We start from the raw sequence: 14730 nt of genomic DNA, 5'->3' as shown, positions 1-14730 counted from the left end.
CGGTTCAGCGCGGGCCGGGCGGCCACTCCGTATACGGATAGGAGGGGATGGCCGCCGCATGCGCCTTTTGGCAGGTCCGGCACGGGCAATGCACGATCGGCCCGTCGAGCCGGTCGATCTCGAAGCGCACGGCCCCGCGCAGGCAACTGCCCTTCACCCTCTCCCTCCCAGGCTGGCCGGGCCGAACGATTCCGGCACCAGCGAATAGACCGCAGCCGCGCATGGCAGCCCGTGCATGACCAGGCGGTTGCGCGCGATGCATTCGAACTGCGCGCCGATCTTCTCCGCCACGCCGCGGCTGGCCGCGTTGTGCTCGGCCGCCACGATCTCCAGCCGCGTCAGGCGCAGGCGGTGGAAGGCGAAGCAGGCCATCATCGCCGCCGCGCGCGAGGCCAGGCCCTGGCGCTGGCGGCTGGCGCGGATCCAGTAGCCGAGATTGCCCATGTTGTAGGCGCTGTGGACATCGCTGACGGCGACACCGCCATAGAGCTCGCGGCCATCGGGCGAATACACGCCGACGTCGTAGCTGGACCCGGCGGCCAGGTTGTCGGCGCAGATATCGAACCAGGCCTGCGCGTCGAGCGCATCGTAGCCCTCGTGCGCCCACGGCATCCAGACGCCCACGCTGGCGCGCGACTCGCGCACGGCAGCCACGAATTGCGGCACGTCGGCGTGCCGGAACGGCCGCAACATGAACCCCTGTCCATGCAGCGTCTGCATCATGCGATTCCGTGCCTCCCTTTCAGGCAGATCTGCCTCAGGCCGCGCCTGGTGCAGGTCCGGCCACCATGGCATCCTCGGCATACGCCCTCCTCCCGCTGCGATCGCTCAGCCGCGATCCACCACCAGCCCATCCTGCAGCGCCAGCGCGCCGATGCCCGCCAGCGACCGCACCACTTCGTCGAGCATAGCACCGAGCGGCTGCTCCGACAGGAAGCGCGCGTGGATGCGCTGCATCAGCGGCGCCGCCTCCATCCAGGCCTGCAGCGCGTCCAGGCGCATGCTGCCCTGTTCCAGCAGCTTGAACTTGACCAGCACCTTGACCGCATGCGAGGCATTGCGGCGCGGATCGGCGCGCAGGTGGCCGAGCCGGCCGCGCGCCCGCGCCAGGGCCCCTTCCACATCGCTGAACAGGCGCCCGTGTCCCGGGATCACCAGCTTCGGCACCAGCCCGGCGATGCACTCCAGCACCGCGGCCTGCTCGGCGAAGCCGCTCTCGCCGTCCAGCTCGGGAAAGATCACGCCGAAGCCGTTTTCCCACAAGGCGTCGCCCGAAATCAGGATGCGCTCGTCCGGCGCGTACAGCATGACCGCATGCGGATCGTGCCCCGGCGCGGCTACCACGCGCCAGGCGATACCGCCCAGCATGAGTTCATCGCCATCGCGCAGCAGCTCGTCGAAGCCGAAGGGATCGCACTGCTGCCCGGTCTCGACGAAGCTGAGCGCCTCGGCATCCCAACGCCGCACCGCCTCCGCCTCGGCGGCAGGAATCGCGGTGCGCGGCTGCCAGCGCGCCTGCAGCGCGGCATTGCCGCCGCAGTGGTCGGAATGCAGATGGGTATTGATCAGGCGCCGCAGCGGCCGGCCGCCCAGCCCGGCCTCGACCAGCGCCAGTGTCTGCGCGCTGTGCGTGACATAGCCGGAATCGACCAGGGCGGTCTCGTCGCCGTCGACGAACAGGATATTGTTGGCCGACAGCCAGCCACGCTCGAACACGCGCAGCGTGGCAGGCAGGGCGAACGGTGCGGCAGGAGCAGAGGTGGGTGTGGGCATGGGGCTATTGTGGTGGCATCGTGCCGCTGCCGGCAAGCTGCTGCGCGCGCCCGGGCAGGCTGGCCCAGATGCGCCGCTTGTCGGCTTCGGTGGCGTTCGACCACGCCGCGATCTCGTCGATGGTGCGCAGGCAGCCCTCGCACCAGCCGCCGGCTGCATCCATGCGGCAGACATTGCGGCAGGGCGAAGGCACGGGCACCGCGCGCTGCGCGGCCTCGGCCTGGCGCTGCAGGTCGGCGAGTTGCACGGTGGTCCAGGGCACGGATTCTCCTGAGGGTAGGCGGCTGCGCGGCCGGCCGCGACGATGGCGGCGGCTGTCACAGGCGCGATCGCAGTTGCAGTTGCAGTTGCAGTTGCAGTTGCAGTTGCAGTTGCAGTTGCAGTTGCAGTTGCAGTTGCAGTTGCAGTTGCAGTTGCAGTTGCAGTTGCAGTTGCGAGTGTGGCCTCCCCTCTCCCGCGTGCGGGAGAGGGGTCGGGGGAGAGGGCCGGCCTTCGCCAGCACGACGGCATTCACTTCGCGCCAGCGCCCGCCCTCTCCCCCAGCCCCTCTCCCACAAGTGGGAGAGGGGAGCAAACCAGCGGCCTGGCGGAGGCCGATCCTAGCGCTGCGCGTCCTGCGCCACGTCGGCCACCTCGGCCCCCGTCATCGCCTGCAGCTGCGAGGGTGTCAGATTGAACACCGCATGCGGATGCCCTGCCGCCGCCCACAGGCTCTGGTAGCGGAACAGGTCGCGGTCGATCAGCATCAGCGGCTCGACCCGGTGGCCGATCGGGCAGACACCGCCGATGGCATAGCCCGTCTTCTCGCGCACGAAACGCGCGTCGGCCTTGCCGAGCGCGCCCACGCGCGCCGCCACCTTGTCCTCGTCGACACGGTTGCTGCCGCTGGCGATGACCAGCACCGGCGCATCGTCGGCAAGGCGGCGGAAGAGGATGGACTTGGCGATTTCCGCCACGCTGCAACCCAGGCCGGCGGCGGCTTCCGCCGAGGTCTTGCCGGTGGCCGGCAGCATCACCACGGGCCGGTCGTGGCCGAGCCCGGCCAGCAGGCCGGCCACACGCTGCGCGGATTCCGGCAGCGCCTCCGGCGCCGCCGCTGCATTGCCTTCGCTCATGCCCGGGCGCTCCGGTGGCCGCATGCGCTCAGACACAGGTGGCCGGCGCCTCGGCGCTTCCCCACTTGGTCAGCAGGGCGCGGCCGACGCGCGAGTTGTTGGGTCGGCCGATGGCGCGCGAGATGAAGTCGCCCGCGCGTACCACCTGCTCCAGGTCGATGCCGGTGTGGATACCCATGCCCTGCAGCATGTACAGCACGTCTTCGGTGGCCACGTTGCCGGTGGCGCCCTTGGCATAGGGACAGCCGCCCAGGCCGGCCACCGAGGCGTGGAAGATGGCGATGCCGACATCGAGGCTGGCCAGGATATTGGACAGCGCCTGTCCGTACGTATCGTGGAAGTGCCCCGACAGCCGGTCGATGGGGAATTCGGCTGCCGCCGCGCGCATCACTTCCTGCACCCGCGCCGGCGTGCCCACACCGATGGTGTCGGCGATATCGATCTCGTCGCAGCCCAGTTCGCGCATGCGGCGCACCACGTCCACCACGGCCGACACCGGCACCTCGCCCTGGTAGGGACAGCCCAGCGCGCACGAGACGCTGGCGCGCAGGCGCAGGCCGCGTTCCTTGGCCGCGGCCGCGACCGGCGCGAAGCGCGCGATCGATTCGGCGATCGAGCAGTTGATATTCTTCTGCGAGAAGGCCTCGCTGGCCGCGCCGAAGATCACCACCTCGTCCGCACCGGCCTCCACCGCCGCCTCGAAGCCTTTCATATTGGGCGTCAGCGCCGAATACAGCGTGCCCGGACGGCGCTGGATGCGCGCCATCACGTCGGCGCTGTCGGCCATCTGCGGCACCCATTTCGGCGAGACGAAGGAGGCGGCCTCGATATTGACGAAGCCGGCCTCGGTCAGTCGGTCCACCAGCGCCACCTTGACCTCGGTGGGCACGATCTCCTTCTCGTTCTGCAGGCCGTCACGCGGCCCCACTTCGACAACCTTCACATAACCAGGCGTGTTCATGCTGTGTCTCCTCTGTTCCTCTGATGCGCTTCCATGCGCCGTGCGGGCGCGTGGCCGCCCTCCTCGATTCCGTCGCGTCAGTAGCCGCGCTGCAGGTCCACCACGCCGGCGACCGTCCGGCCCTCGGCCAGCGCGCGGATCTTGCCGGCGATCTGCGCGATGCTGTCCTCGCGCAGCGTGAGCGCCGAGATGTGCGGCGTGATGGTGATGCGGGGCTCGCCCCAGAAAGGATGCTCGGCCGGCAGCGGCTCGACGCGGAACACGTCGAGCGTGGCGCCGGCGAGCTGCCCCTGCTGGACGGCGGCGAGCAGGTCTTCCTCGACCACATGCTGCCCGCGCGCCACGTTGATGAAGTAAGCGCCCTTGGCCAGCCGCGCCAGCAGCGCGGCGTCGACGACGTTCTCGGTCTCCGGCGTCAGCGGCAGCACGTTGACCAGCACGCGCAGGCCGTCGAGGAAGGCGGCGCGGCCGTCCTCGCCATGGAAGCCCTGCACGCCTTCCACGGTCTTGGCGCTGCGGCTCCAGCCGCGCACCGGGAAGCCGAAGCCGGCCAGCGTGCGCGCGATATGCGTGCCGAGCGTGCCGATGCCCATCACGCCGACGGGGAATTCCTCGCGCCGGTACGGCTTGAGGAACTTCCAGGCGCCGGCGCGCTGCTGGCCGGCGTAGTCGTCGAGGCGGCGGAAGTGGCGCAGCACTGCATGCGTCACGTACTCGGCCATCTGCGCGGCCATGCCGGCGTCGTCCAGGCGCACGATGGGCACGCCTGCGGGCAGCGCGGCGGGATCCTGGTCGCGCAGGCGCAGGATGCCGTCGACGCCGGCGCCCAGGTTGAACACGGCCTTCAGGTCGGTGCGCCCGCGCAGCATCTCCAGCGGCGGGCGCCACACCACGGCATAGTCCGCCTGCTCGCCCCGGCTGCCTTCCCAGGTCAGGCACTGCGCCTCGGGCAGGGCCTGGGCGAAGCCTTCGATCCACGGTGCATACCGGCCGTCCGGCACATACAACTGCAACTTCATCTGGGGCTCTCCAACGCGTGTCCGGGCAGCCAGGCGCGCCGCCCTGTCTTGTCTGTGTGGGCTATCCGGCACGGCGCGCGCTGCCGCGGGCCGCGCGCCGTACCGCCTGCTATTGTGGCAGACCCGCGCCGCAGACGCAGCCCTGGCGCGCCGGCGCGCGCCGCGGGCATGTATCAGGCACGTCCGGCGAAGGTCAGCAGCTGCGCCCCTTCGCTGACCTGGTCGCCGACCGCGTACAGCAGTTCGCCGACGGTACCGTCGACCGGCGCGCTGATGGTGTGCTCCATCTTCATCGCCTCCATCACCAGCAGCGGCGTGCCGCGCACGACGCTGGCGCCGGCCTCGACCAGCACGGCGATGACCTTGCCCGGCATCGGCGCGGTCAGCTTGCCGCCCTCCCCCTCGCCCTCGCCGGCATGGGCGAGCGGGTCCAGCAGGGTCAGGACGTCGTGGCGGCCATCATGGAAGAGGTGGAAGCGCTCCCCGTCGGCGTGCACCTGGCCGTGCACCCGGCGCGTGCCCAGGTCCACGCGGACGTCCGCGGCAGCACAGGCCGCCGCGAACGGCGCGGCCTGGTCGGCGAAGAACAGCGTGGCACGGCCGCCCTGCTCGACCAGCGCGACCTCCAGGATGGTCCCGTCGGCCTTGGCCAGGCGCAGTTCGCGCCGGGCCCGGCCATTGAGGCGCCAGGCCCCGGCACGCACCCAGGGCGAGTGGGGATCGGCCTCGTCGACGCGGCGCTCGGTCGCCTCGCGCGCCTGCAGCGCCGCCACCGCCAGCGCGATGGCCTCCATGCCCACCGGCGCCGCCGGCGGGAACAGCACTGCCCGGTTGCGTTCGATCAGCCCGGTGTCCAGGTCCGCCTGCGCGAAGGCCTCGCACGCCACCAGCCGCTGCAGGAAGGCCACGTTGGTCGACAGCCCCACCACCTGGTAGGCCGCCAGCGCCTGGCGCATGCGCGCCAGCGCCTCGTCGCGGTCGCGCCCCCACACGATCAGCTTGGCGATCATCGGGTCGTAGTAGGGGCTGATGGTGTCGCCCTCGCGCACACCCGCGTCGATGCGCACGCCGGCCGGGCCGTGCGGGTTGCCGTCGACCGCGCCGCCGCGCATGAACTGCACCGCCGCCGGCGTGCGCAGGTAGCGCAGCGTGCCGGTCGAGGGCAGGAACTGCTTGTCCGGGTTCTCGGCGTAGATGCGCGCCTCCAGCGCGTGGCCGTCGATGCGCAGCTGCTCCTGCGCCAGCGGCAGCGGCTCGCCCGCGGCCACGCGCAGCTGCCACTCGACCAGGTCCTGCCCGGTGATCATCTCGGTCACCGGGTGCTCGACCTGCAGCCGCGTGTTCATCTCCATGAAGTAGAAGCTGCCGTCCTGGTTGGCGATGAACTCCACCGTGCCGGCGCCCACGTAGCCCACCGCGCGCGCCGCGGCCACCGCCGCCTCGCCCATGGCGCGCCGGCGTTCCTCGCTCATGCCCGGCGCCGGCGCCTCTTCCAGCACCTTCTGGTGGCGCCGCTGCACCGAGCAGTCGCGCTCGAACAGGTAGACACAGTGGCCCTGGCTGTCGGCGAAGACCTGGATCTCGATGTGGCGCGGGCGCGTCAGGTACTTCTCGACCAGCACGCGCTCGTCGCCGAAGCTGGCCAGCGCCTCGCGCTTGACCGAGGCCAGCGCGGCCTCGAAGGCCTCGGGCGCCTCGACCACGCGCATGCCCTTGCCGCCGCCGCCGGCGCTGGCCTTGAGCAGCACCGGGTAGCCGATGCGGTCGGCCTCGCGGCGCAGCAGCGCCGGGTCCTGGTCCTCGCCGTGGTAGCCGGGCACCAGCGGCACGGCGGCGGTCTCCATCAGCTGCTTGGCCGCGCTCTTGCTGCCCATGGCGCGGATGGCCGAGGCCGGCGGGCCGATGAAGACCAGGCCGGCGGCCGCGCAGGCCTCGGCGAAGCCCTCGTTCTCGGAGAGGAAGCCGTAGCCGGGGTGGATGGCCTGGGCGCCGGTGGCGCGCGCCACCTCGATGATGTGGTCGGCGCGCAGGTAGCTGTCGCGCGCGGCGGCGCCGCCGATGTGCACGGCCTCGTCGCAGAAGGCCACGTGGCGCGCGTCGGCGTCGGCGTCCGAGTACACCGCCACGGTGCGGATGCCCAGCCGGCGGCAGGTGGCCGCCACGCGGCAGGCGATTTCTCCTCGGTTGGCGATCAGGATCTTGCGGAACATGTTTCCTCCATCCTCCGGTCTCCCGGCGCCACCGCCAAGCTGCGGCGGACGCCGGCCAGGCCGCCCGCCGCCCGCCTCAGCGCATCATCCGGCCCAGCCTTCGGTGCGGATGTCCAGCCGAGCCAGCAGCGCGCGGTCGCGCTCGGCCTGCGGGTTGCCCGTGGTCAGCAGCCGGTCGCCGTAGAAGATGGAGTTGGCGCCGGCCATGAAGCACAGGGCCTGCAAGGCTTCGTCCATTGTCTCGCGTCCGGCCGAAAGACGCACCATCGATTTGGGCATGGTGATGCGCGCCACGGCGATGGTGCGCACGAACTCGAAAGGATCGATCCGGTCCGCGCCGGCCAGCGGCGTGCCGTCCACCGGCATCAGGTTGTTGATGGGCACCGACTCGGGATAGGGATCCAGGTTGGCCAGCTGGGCGATCAGGCCGGCGCGCGCCTCGCGCGTCTCGCCCATGCCGACGATGCCGCCGCTGCAGACATGGATGCCGGCGTCGCGCACGTGGCCGATGGTATCGAGCCGGTCCTGGTAGGTGCGGGTGCTGACGATCTTGCCGTAGTACTCGGGCGAGGTGTCCAGGTTGTGGTTGTAGTAGTCCAGCCCCGCCTCCTTGAGCTGCTGGGCCTGTCCGGGCTCGAGCATGCCCAGCGTGACGCAGGTCTCCAGGCCCATCGCCTTGACCTCGCGCACCATGTCCATCACCGGCTCCAGGTGGCGCTCCTTGGGGCTGCGCCAGGCCGCGCCCATGCAGAAGCGGGTGGCGCCGCTGGCCTTGGCCTCGCGCGCGGCCTGCAGCACCTCGTCCAGCGCCATCAGCTTGCTGGCCTTGAGGCCGGTGTCGTGGTGAGCGCTCTGCGAGCAGTAGCCGCAGTCCTCTTCGCAGCCGCCGGTCTTGATCGACAGCAGCGTGGAGAGCTGCACGGTATTGGCGTCGAAGTGCTCGCGGTGGACCTGCTGGGCACGGAACAGCAGGTCGTTGAAGGGCAGCGCGAACAGCGCGGCGATATCGGCCACGCTCCAGCGCGCATCGGCCGGCAGCTGGGCCTGGCGCTGGCGCGCGCTCTGGCGCAGCGCGTCGGCGGAAATGGTGGCGACGGTGGTGTTCTCGATCGGGTTCATCGGGGTCCTCTTCTTTCTCTTTCTCGTTCGGTTTTCGATCCAGGCGCGCGCGCCTGGGGCAATGTCTTGCTCAGGGCCGTGGCGCCGCGCCGGCCTGCACCCAGGCCGCCAGCAGCGGCGCCAGGTCGAGCCGGGCCGCGGCGTCGGCGGGTGCCACCTGCCAGGGCAGTTCGCCCAGGCAAGGCGCGCCCAGCGTGCGGTGCAGCGTGTCGATGTTCTGCTCGGCCAGCAGCATGTCCGGGTCGACCCGGTTGGCGATCCAGCCGGCCAGGGTCAGGCCGCGCGCGCGCACGGCGGCGGCGCTCAGCATGGCGTGGTTCAGGCAGCCCAGGCGCACGCCGACCACCAGCACCACGGGCAGGCCCAGCATGGCGGCGAGGTCGGCGGTGTCCCAGCCCGCGCTGGCGCCATCCGGGTCGCCGCCGTCCGGCAGGTGCAGCGGCACCTGGAAGCCGCCGACCCCTTCCACCACCACCGCTTCGGCCTGGCGGCGCAAGGCGGCGAAGGCGGTCCGGATGGGACCGGGCGCGATGCGCGCGCCTTCCGCGGCCGCGGCCAGGTGAGGCGAGCACGGCGTGCGCAGCAGGAAGGGGCAGGTCTCGTGCAGCGCGACCTCGACCGAGCCGGCGGCGCGCAACCGGGCCACGTCGTCGTTGTGCCAGGCGCCGTCGCGCCATTCGCTGCCGCTGGCGACCGGCTTCATGCCGGCGGCGCGGTAGCCGGCGGCGCGCAGCGCGTGCAGCAGGGTGGCGCTCGCGTGGGTCTTGCCGACGCCGGTGTCGGTGCCGGTCACGAAGCAGGCCAGCGAGGCCGGACGGAGCGCGGCGGGCAGGCTGGCGTTCATGCGGCCTCCCGTGCCGGTACCGCGCCGGCGGCGCGCGCATGGCGGCCGAGCGCCGCCAGCAGGGTAGCCACGTCCTGCGCGCTGTGCGCGGCCGACAAGGTGATGCGCAGGCGCGCGGTGCCGGCTGCCACGGTAGGCGGCCGGATCGCGCCGACGCGGATACCGTCGGCCTCCAGCGCGGCGGACAGCGCCAGCGCCTCGTCGTTGTCGCCGATGATCAGCGGCTGGATCGCCGTGTCGCTGGGCGGCAGCTGCCAGCCGGCGGCGGCTGCCAGCGGCGCCAGGCCGGCACGCAGCTCGGCGATGCGCTCGGCCAGCGCGGCGCGCCGGGCATCGCCCTCGGCGCCGGCGATCAGGTCCAGGCTGGCCAGCAGCGCGTGCGCCACGGCGGGCGGCGCGGCGGTGGTATAGATATAGGGACGCGCGGCATTGACCAGGTGCTCGATCACCAGCGGGTGCGCCGCCACGAAGGCGCCGGCCACGCCGGCCGCCTTGCCCAGGGTGCCGATGTAGACGAATCGCTCCGAGGCCAGGCCCAGGTGGGCGAGCACGCCGCGGCCCTGCGCGCCCAGCGCGCCGAAGCCGTGCGCGTCGTCGACGATGAGCCAGGCATCATGCCGTTCGGCCAGCGCCAGCAGGCCGGCCAGCGGGGCGATGTCGCCGTCCATGCTGAACACGCTGTCGGTGACGATCAGCTTGAGCGGACTGGTACACGCGCCCAGCAGTGCGTCGAGCGCCGCCAGGTCGCCATGCGGGTAGCGCTGCACAGCGGCGCGCGCCAGCCGGGTGCCGTCGATCAGCGAGGCATGGTTGAGGGCCTCGCTGAACAAGGTCGCCTCGGCGCTCCCGAGCGCCGTCAGCACGGCGAGATTGGCCATGTAGCCGGTGCAGAAGTAGAGCGCGCGCGCGGCGGGAATGTGCGGCGCCAGCCAGCGCGCCAGCTCCGCCTCGAGTTGCGCATGCGCCAGCGAGTGGCCGCTGACCAGGTGCGAGGCACCGCTGCCCGCGCCATAGCGGCGCACGCCGTCGATGAAGCCCTCGGCCACCGCGGCATGGTTGGCCAGCCCGAGGTAATCGTTGCTGCAGAAGGTAAGCAGGCGCCGGGCCGGGCCGGCCACCGATGCGTTCGAGGCATCGGCAGCATCGGCGGCAGCGGCGATGTCCTGCCAGGGGGCGCAGGCGCTGTGCGCGGTGCGGCGACGGCGCGTCAGGGCACTGGCCGCACGCGCCTGGGCGGCCTGTTTCAGGTGTTCAAGCAGCATCGAGACTCTCCTTCTGCTCGCGCCGGGCGGTGCCGGCGGCAGCGGGCGCCAGCACGGCGTCCAGCGTGGATTGCAGCCGCCCGGCCAGCCAACGGGCCTGCGCGGCATCGAAGACATAGGGTGGCAGCACGTAGAGCGTGCGGCCCAGGGGCCGGATCAGCAGCTCGCGCGCCAGGCCGGCCTGGTGGAAACGCGCGGCGAAATCGGCGCCGGCCAGTTCGGCGCGCACGTCGGCGGCCCAGATCAGGCCGCGCTGGCGCACGTGCGTAAGGCGCGCGTCGGCGGCCAGGCCTGCCATCGCTTCGGCCAGCCAGCGCGCGCGCTCGCGGTTGCGGACCAGCACGTCCTGCTGCGCGAACAGGTCGAGCGTGGCCAGCGCGGCGCGGCAGGCGAGCGGGTTGCCGGTATAGGAATGCGAATGCAGGAAGCTGCGCGCCACGTCGTCGGCGACGAAGGCCTGCTGGATGGCGTCACGCGACAGCACCAGCGAGAGCGGCAGGTAGCCGCCGCTGATGCCCTTGGACAGGCACAGGAAATCCGGCCACAGGTGCGCGGCCAGCGGCGCGGCGCCGGGCCCGGCATCGCCGCGCGCCTGCTCCCAGGCGAAGAAGGTGCCGGTGCGCCCGCAGCCCACCGCGATCTCGTCGGCGATCAGGTGCACGCGGTAGCGGTCGCACAACGCGCGCGCGCCGTCCAGGTAGGACGGGTCGTACATGGCCATGCCGGTGGCGCATTGCACCAGCGGCTCGATAATCAGCGCCGCGATCTGACCGCCGCGCTCACGCAGCAGCGCCTCCAGTTCGGCCAGCGCGCGCGCGGCCACGCCAGCGGCGCTCTCGCCCGGCGCGGCCTGGCGTGCATCGGGCGACATCACCACATGGGCCTGCGTCAGCAGCGGCGCATAGGCATCGCGGAAGACCGCCACGTCGGTCACGCCGAGCGCGCCAATGGTCTCGCCGTGGTAGCTGTGGCGCAGGCAGACGAACTCGCGCTTGGCCGGCAGCCCGGTATTGCGCCAGAAGTGAAAGCTCATCTTGAGCGCGATCTCCACCGCCGAAGCACCGTCCGAGGCGTAGAACGCGTTGCCGAGCGCGCCACCGGTCAATGCGCGCAGGCGCTCCGCCAGCTCCACCGCCGGCGCATGGGTGCAGCCGGCCAGCATGACGTGCTCGATGGTGTCGAGCTGCTCGCGCAGCGCGGCGTTGATGGCGGGATTCGCGTGACCGAACAGGTTGACCCACCAGGAACTGGTGGCATCGAAATAGCGCTGCCCCTGCGCATCGAACAGCCATGGGCCCTCGCCGCGCGCGATGGCCAGCGGCGGCTCGCCGGCCGCGGGCGCCGGGCGCAGGCGCGTGCAGGGATGCCAGACCGCCTGCAGGCTGCGCTGGCCCAGCGTCGGGTGCGGCGCCAGGCCGTCGCTGCCGGGGGCGGCGGCGGGAGATGGAATTGTCGGATGTGCCAAGGGGACCCTCCTTCGTTGAGCGCGCGCACAGCGGCCGGAACGGCGCCGCACGGCTTGCGGAGGGCCATGTTAGGAAGATCGGCAGGCGCTTGGCAAACCTTCGCCAAAAGCGGATTTGAACGCGTTTTATTCGGATTTACGCGAAGAAGATCGGCAGTTGATGCTTCGCCGACGCGACACGTCGCCTTCTGCGCACAACGTGCACGGCAGCTTTTTTCAGGGAAGCGGATCGAAAGGCAGCCCCAGCTCGCGGAAGAAGCGCGCCACCTCGGGCAGCCACACTGCCATGCCGGCGCGGCTGCCGAACAGCCGGTGCGCGTCGCCGTCGAAATTGCCGTAGTCGACCAGGCGCGCATCGGCGCCAGCGCCCTCCGCCTCGGCGCGATAGGCATGGAACATGCGCGCGGGCAGCGGCGCCGGCCAGAAGCTGTCGTTGTCGCCGTAGAACCAGAGCGAGGGATAGCGCGCCAGGCGGCCATAGCCGGCGAAGGCTTCGACCAGGTCCGCCTGCCAGCCCGGGCAGGCGTCGTCGCGCAGGCCACCGGAGAAATTGATGACGCCGCGCACGCCCGGGTAGCTCAAGGTGCCGAAGGCCATCGTGGTGAGGCCGCCATGCGACTGCCCGATGACGACGATGCGGCTCATGTCCACGTAGGGCCGGGTACGCATGTAGTCGAGCGTGGCGATCACATCTTCGGCCTGCGCCAGGCCGTTGCGCGCCACGTTGCAGCCGCCGCCGATATACGGGCCGCCGGACTTGGCGAAGCCTTGCCGCATGGGCAGGATCACGACGTAGCCGCGCTTGACGAATTCCGCGCTCTGCGCCGCATAGCGCGCGCGCGCCTGGAAGGCCGGCCGGCCGTGCGTCTTGCCGTGGTTGATCACCACCAGCGGGAACGGGCCGTCGCCCGCCGGCTTGAAGATGGTGGCCTCCAGTTCGATGATGAAGGGGCCGGCCGGCTTGGGCACCTTGACCACGTCCTCCTCGATGCGCGGCGGCTGTGCACGCGCAACGCCGCCCGCCGCCGCCCAGCCCAGGACCGCGCAGGCAAAGAGTGCAAGACAGGTGCGGCGCCGCCTCGTCATGGAATCGCCAGCTTCCGGCACATGGTCAGGCGCGGCGCAGGCCCGCGGGCGCTGCCATCAGCCCTCCCCCAGCATGTCGCCGTCGACATAGAGCCAGCGCGGCGCTTCGCCGGGCGCGCGCGCGGCGCGCACGAAGCGGCTGCGCTCATGCAGGCGCCAGGCGCGTCCGCCGACCTTGTAGCGGGCGACGAACTCCACTTCGGCGTGGTCGGCGTCCGCCTGGGCGTGCGACTTGACCGCCAGGCCGAGCCAGCGCGTGGCCGGATCGGCGGCGAGATCGGCCGGACAGGTGGAGGGATGCCAGGTCTGCCGCAGCCACTCGACCTCGCCGAGCACGTAGGCACTGTAGCGCGAGCGCATCAGCGTCTGCGCATCGCCGGGCAAGGCCTCCCCGCGATGGAAACGCCCGCAGCAGCTGGCGTAGTCCGCACCGCCGCAGGGACAGGGCTGCGGCGCCGCGGCCGGGCGCGCGTGCTTGCCCGCCATCGCCGCGCTCACAGCACCAGCGCGGGCAGCTCGCGCATGTCGGCGAAGATCGCGCTGGCGCCGGCATCGCGCAACTGCACGGCGTCATTACGCGCCGCGTAGCCGAACACGGTCATGCCCGCCGCGACACCGGCGGTGGCACCGGCCGGGCTGTCCTCGACCACGGCACAGCGCGCCGGCACCACGCCCATGGTCTCGGCCGCCAGCAGGTAGACGTCGGGCGCGGGCTTGCTGCGCTTGACCTCGGTGGCGGAGAAGACATGCTCGCGCGCATCCTGCTGGAACAGTTCGAGCAGGCCGGTGCGGCCGAGCTGCAGCTTGACCTTGATGCGGTCGGCACCCGACGCCACGCACACCGGCATGCCGGTGGCGGCAATGGCCGCGACCGCGTCGCGCACGTGCTCGATGGCCTCGACCTCGGCCTCCAGCACGGCGTTGCGCCGCGCCAGCCAGGTCGACAGCCAGTTGTCCGGCAGCGGCGCGCCGCGCAGGCGTGCAATGGTGTCCAGTTCCTCGCGCACAGCGCGGCCCAGGAACATCCGCGTGGATTCCTCCAGCGAGATGCCGATGCCCAGTTCATTGAGCATCTGGTTCAGCACGCGGTTGACGATGGGCTCGCTGTCGACGAGCACGCCGTCGCAATCGAAGATCACGCAATCGAACTTGCGCGCGTGCCGGGGAGTTACTGCATTCATGCCGGTTTCTTTTCCTTGCTGGTATCGGGCGGCGCCACCGCACGCAGCGCGGTCGGGCGGCCGCTCTTGAGATGGGCCTCGATCTGGTCGAAGCGGTCGAAGCCCCAGAAGGGCTCGCCGTCGATGATGACGAAGGGCGAGCCGAACACGCCCTTGGCCATCGCCACCTCGATCTCGGCCTTGAGCTGTTCCTTGATCTGCGGGCTGCTGGCGCCGGCATCCATGGCGCGGCCATCGATGCCGAGCGCATCGGCAAGCTTGACCAGCTCGGCCGGCTCGGCGATGTTCACGTCCTCGACGAAGAACGCATGATAGACCGCCTTGGCGAAGGCCGCGGCCAGATCTTCGCCATGGTGATTCTGCAGCCACAGCACAGCCCGCGCGGCCTGCGTGGTCGGCAGCGGAAAGTGCGTCGGACGGTGGTACTCGATGCCGTGGAAGCGCGCGGTGCGCTCGAAGTCGCGCCAGGCGTAGTCGCCCTTGAGCGGCAGCTGCGGCAGCGGCGCGCTGCCCGTGGTCTTGAACACCACACCCAGCAGGATGGGGTGCCAGGAAACGATGCGGCCGTACTTCTGTGCCAGCTCGTCGATGCGCGTGCTGGCGAAGTAGCCGTAGGGGGAGGAGAAGTCGAAGTAGAAGTCGATGGCAGCTGTCATGTCAGGGGCTCCGCATGCGGGGGCTTGTGAAAACGGCGA

Annotated in this window: 15 protein-coding genes; all 15 read right to left on the bottom strand. The window is 71.3% G+C overall.

Annotated features, from left to right (window positions below):
• Nucleotides 1–153 precede the first annotated feature (153 nt).
• The 15 genes from BKK80_RS02655 to BKK80_RS02585 all read right to left on the bottom strand — a co-directional run bounded on the left by BKK80_RS02655 (nt 154) and on the right by BKK80_RS02585 (nt 14691).
• Nucleotides 154–723, bottom strand: coding sequence for a GNAT family N-acetyltransferase (locus BKK80_RS02655; protein ID WP_231907968.1), 570 nt, complete (start codon nt 721–723; stop codon nt 154–156).
• 105 nt (nt 724–828) lie between these two features.
• Complete coding sequence (locus tag BKK80_RS02650) at nt 829–1773, bottom strand: MBL fold metallo-hydrolase (protein WP_071010746.1); 945 nt, start codon at nt 1771–1773, stop codon at nt 829–831.
• 4 nt (nt 1774–1777) lie between these two features.
• Nucleotides 1778–2035, bottom strand: coding sequence for a DUF1289 domain-containing protein (locus tag BKK80_RS36205; RefSeq protein WP_071037595.1), 258 nt, complete (start codon nt 2033–2035; stop codon nt 1778–1780).
• Between the two features lie 337 nt (nt 2036–2372).
• The gene (locus BKK80_RS02640; RefSeq protein ID WP_071010744.1) at nt 2373–2888 is read right to left on the bottom strand and encodes a YbaK/EbsC family protein; all 516 of its coding nucleotides are present in this window, start codon (nt 2886–2888) and stop codon (nt 2373–2375) included.
• Nucleotides 2889–2916: 28 nt separating this feature from the next.
• A complete protein-coding gene (locus BKK80_RS02635; RefSeq protein ID WP_071010743.1) occupies nt 2917–3849 on the bottom strand; it encodes a hydroxymethylglutaryl-CoA lyase in 933 nt (310 codons plus the stop codon).
• A 77-nt stretch (nt 3850–3926) separates the two neighbouring features.
• Nucleotides 3927–4868, bottom strand: coding sequence for a 2-hydroxyacid dehydrogenase (locus tag BKK80_RS02630; RefSeq protein WP_071037597.1), 942 nt, complete (start codon nt 4866–4868; stop codon nt 3927–3929).
• Between the two features lie 173 nt (nt 4869–5041).
• On the bottom strand, nt 5042–7078 hold the full coding sequence (locus BKK80_RS02625) for an acetyl/propionyl/methylcrotonyl-CoA carboxylase subunit alpha (protein WP_071068566.1): 2037 nt from the start codon (nt 7076–7078) through the stop codon (nt 5042–5044).
• Between the two features lie 84 nt (nt 7079–7162).
• Nucleotides 7163–8197, bottom strand: coding sequence for a biotin synthase BioB (bioB, locus tag BKK80_RS02620; RefSeq protein WP_071010740.1), 1035 nt, complete (start codon nt 8195–8197; stop codon nt 7163–7165).
• Between the two features lie 70 nt (nt 8198–8267).
• Complete coding sequence (bioD, locus tag BKK80_RS02615; protein WP_071037599.1) at nt 8268–9041, bottom strand: dethiobiotin synthase; 774 nt, start codon at nt 9039–9041, stop codon at nt 8268–8270.
• A complete protein-coding gene (gene bioF / locus BKK80_RS02610; protein ID WP_071068565.1) occupies nt 9038–10303 on the bottom strand; it encodes an 8-amino-7-oxononanoate synthase in 1266 nt (421 codons plus the stop codon). Before bioF ends, bioD begins: the two co-directional genes overlap by 4 nt.
• Nucleotides 10293–11768, bottom strand: a complete 1476-nt coding sequence (gene bioA, locus BKK80_RS02605) for an adenosylmethionine--8-amino-7-oxononanoate transaminase (RefSeq protein ID WP_084084625.1) — start codon at nt 11766–11768, stop codon at nt 10293–10295. The genes bioF and bioA overlap by 11 nt, the downstream gene beginning before the upstream one ends.
• A gap of 216 nt (nt 11769–11984) precedes the next feature.
• Nucleotides 11985–12854: a dienelactone hydrolase family protein gene (locus BKK80_RS02600; RefSeq protein WP_083383915.1), complete on the bottom strand. Its 870-nt coding sequence runs from the start codon at nt 12852–12854 to the stop codon at nt 11985–11987.
• A gap of 57 nt (nt 12855–12911) precedes the next feature.
• Nucleotides 12912–13340, bottom strand: coding sequence for a YchJ family metal-binding protein (locus BKK80_RS02595; RefSeq protein ID WP_071010737.1), 429 nt, complete (start codon nt 13338–13340; stop codon nt 12912–12914).
• Between the two features lie 8 nt (nt 13341–13348).
• Nucleotides 13349–14035, bottom strand: coding sequence for an HAD family hydrolase (locus BKK80_RS02590; RefSeq protein ID WP_071037602.1), 687 nt, complete (start codon nt 14033–14035; stop codon nt 13349–13351).
• Entirely contained in the window at nt 14032–14691 is a 660-nt protein-coding gene (locus BKK80_RS02585) for a 2-hydroxychromene-2-carboxylate isomerase (RefSeq protein WP_071010735.1), read from the bottom strand. Before BKK80_RS02585 ends, BKK80_RS02590 begins: the two co-directional genes overlap by 4 nt.
• Nucleotides 14692–14730: the final 39 nt, after the last annotated feature.

It is taken from the genome of Cupriavidus malaysiensis (genome assembly GCF_001854325.1).
Classification (GTDB): domain Bacteria; phylum Pseudomonadota; class Gammaproteobacteria; order Burkholderiales; family Burkholderiaceae; genus Cupriavidus; species Cupriavidus malaysiensis.
The sequence above is the reverse complement of the archived record's forward strand: the minus strand, read 5'-3'. Positions and strand labels throughout refer to the sequence as shown.

Coding starts and splice junctions, on each gene's coding strand:
- BKK80_RS02600 (WP_083383915.1), bottom strand. CDS start 12,854: ATGACGAGGCGGCGCCGCACCTGTCTTGCACTCTTTGCCTGCGCGGTC.
- BKK80_RS02640 (WP_071010744.1), bottom strand. CDS start 2,888: ATGAGCGAAGGCAATGCAGCGGCGGCGCCGGAGGCGCTGCCGGAATCC.
- BKK80_RS02595 (WP_071010737.1), bottom strand. CDS start 13,340: ATGGCGGGCAAGCACGCGCGCCCGGCCGCGGCGCCGCAGCCCTGTCCC.
- BKK80_RS02630 (WP_071037597.1), bottom strand. CDS start 4,868: ATGAAGTTGCAGTTGTATGTGCCGGACGGCCGGTATGCACCGTGGATC.
- BKK80_RS02655 (WP_231907968.1), bottom strand. CDS start 723: ATGATGCAGACGCTGCATGGACAGGGGTTCATGTTGCGGCCGTTCCGG.
- BKK80_RS02635 (WP_071010743.1), bottom strand. CDS start 3,849: ATGAACACGCCTGGTTATGTGAAGGTTGTCGAAGTGGGGCCGCGTGAC.
- bioF (WP_071068565.1), bottom strand. CDS start 10,303: ATGCTGCTTGAACACCTGAAACAGGCCGCCCAGGCGCGTGCGGCCAGT.
- BKK80_RS02625 (WP_071068566.1), bottom strand. CDS start 7,078: ATGTTCCGCAAGATCCTGATCGCCAACCGAGGAGAAATCGCCTGCCGC.
- bioD (WP_071037599.1), bottom strand. CDS start 9,041: ATGAACGCCAGCCTGCCCGCCGCGCTCCGTCCGGCCTCGCTGGCCTGC.
- BKK80_RS02650 (WP_071010746.1), bottom strand. CDS start 1,773: ATGCCCACACCCACCTCTGCTCCTGCCGCACCGTTCGCCCTGCCTGCC.
- BKK80_RS02590 (WP_071037602.1), bottom strand. CDS start 14,035: ATGAATGCAGTAACTCCCCGGCACGCGCGCAAGTTCGATTGCGTGATC.
- bioB (WP_071010740.1), bottom strand. CDS start 8,197: ATGAACCCGATCGAGAACACCACCGTCGCCACCATTTCCGCCGACGCG.
- BKK80_RS02585 (WP_071010735.1), bottom strand. CDS start 14,691: ATGACAGCTGCCATCGACTTCTACTTCGACTTCTCCTCCCCCTACGGC.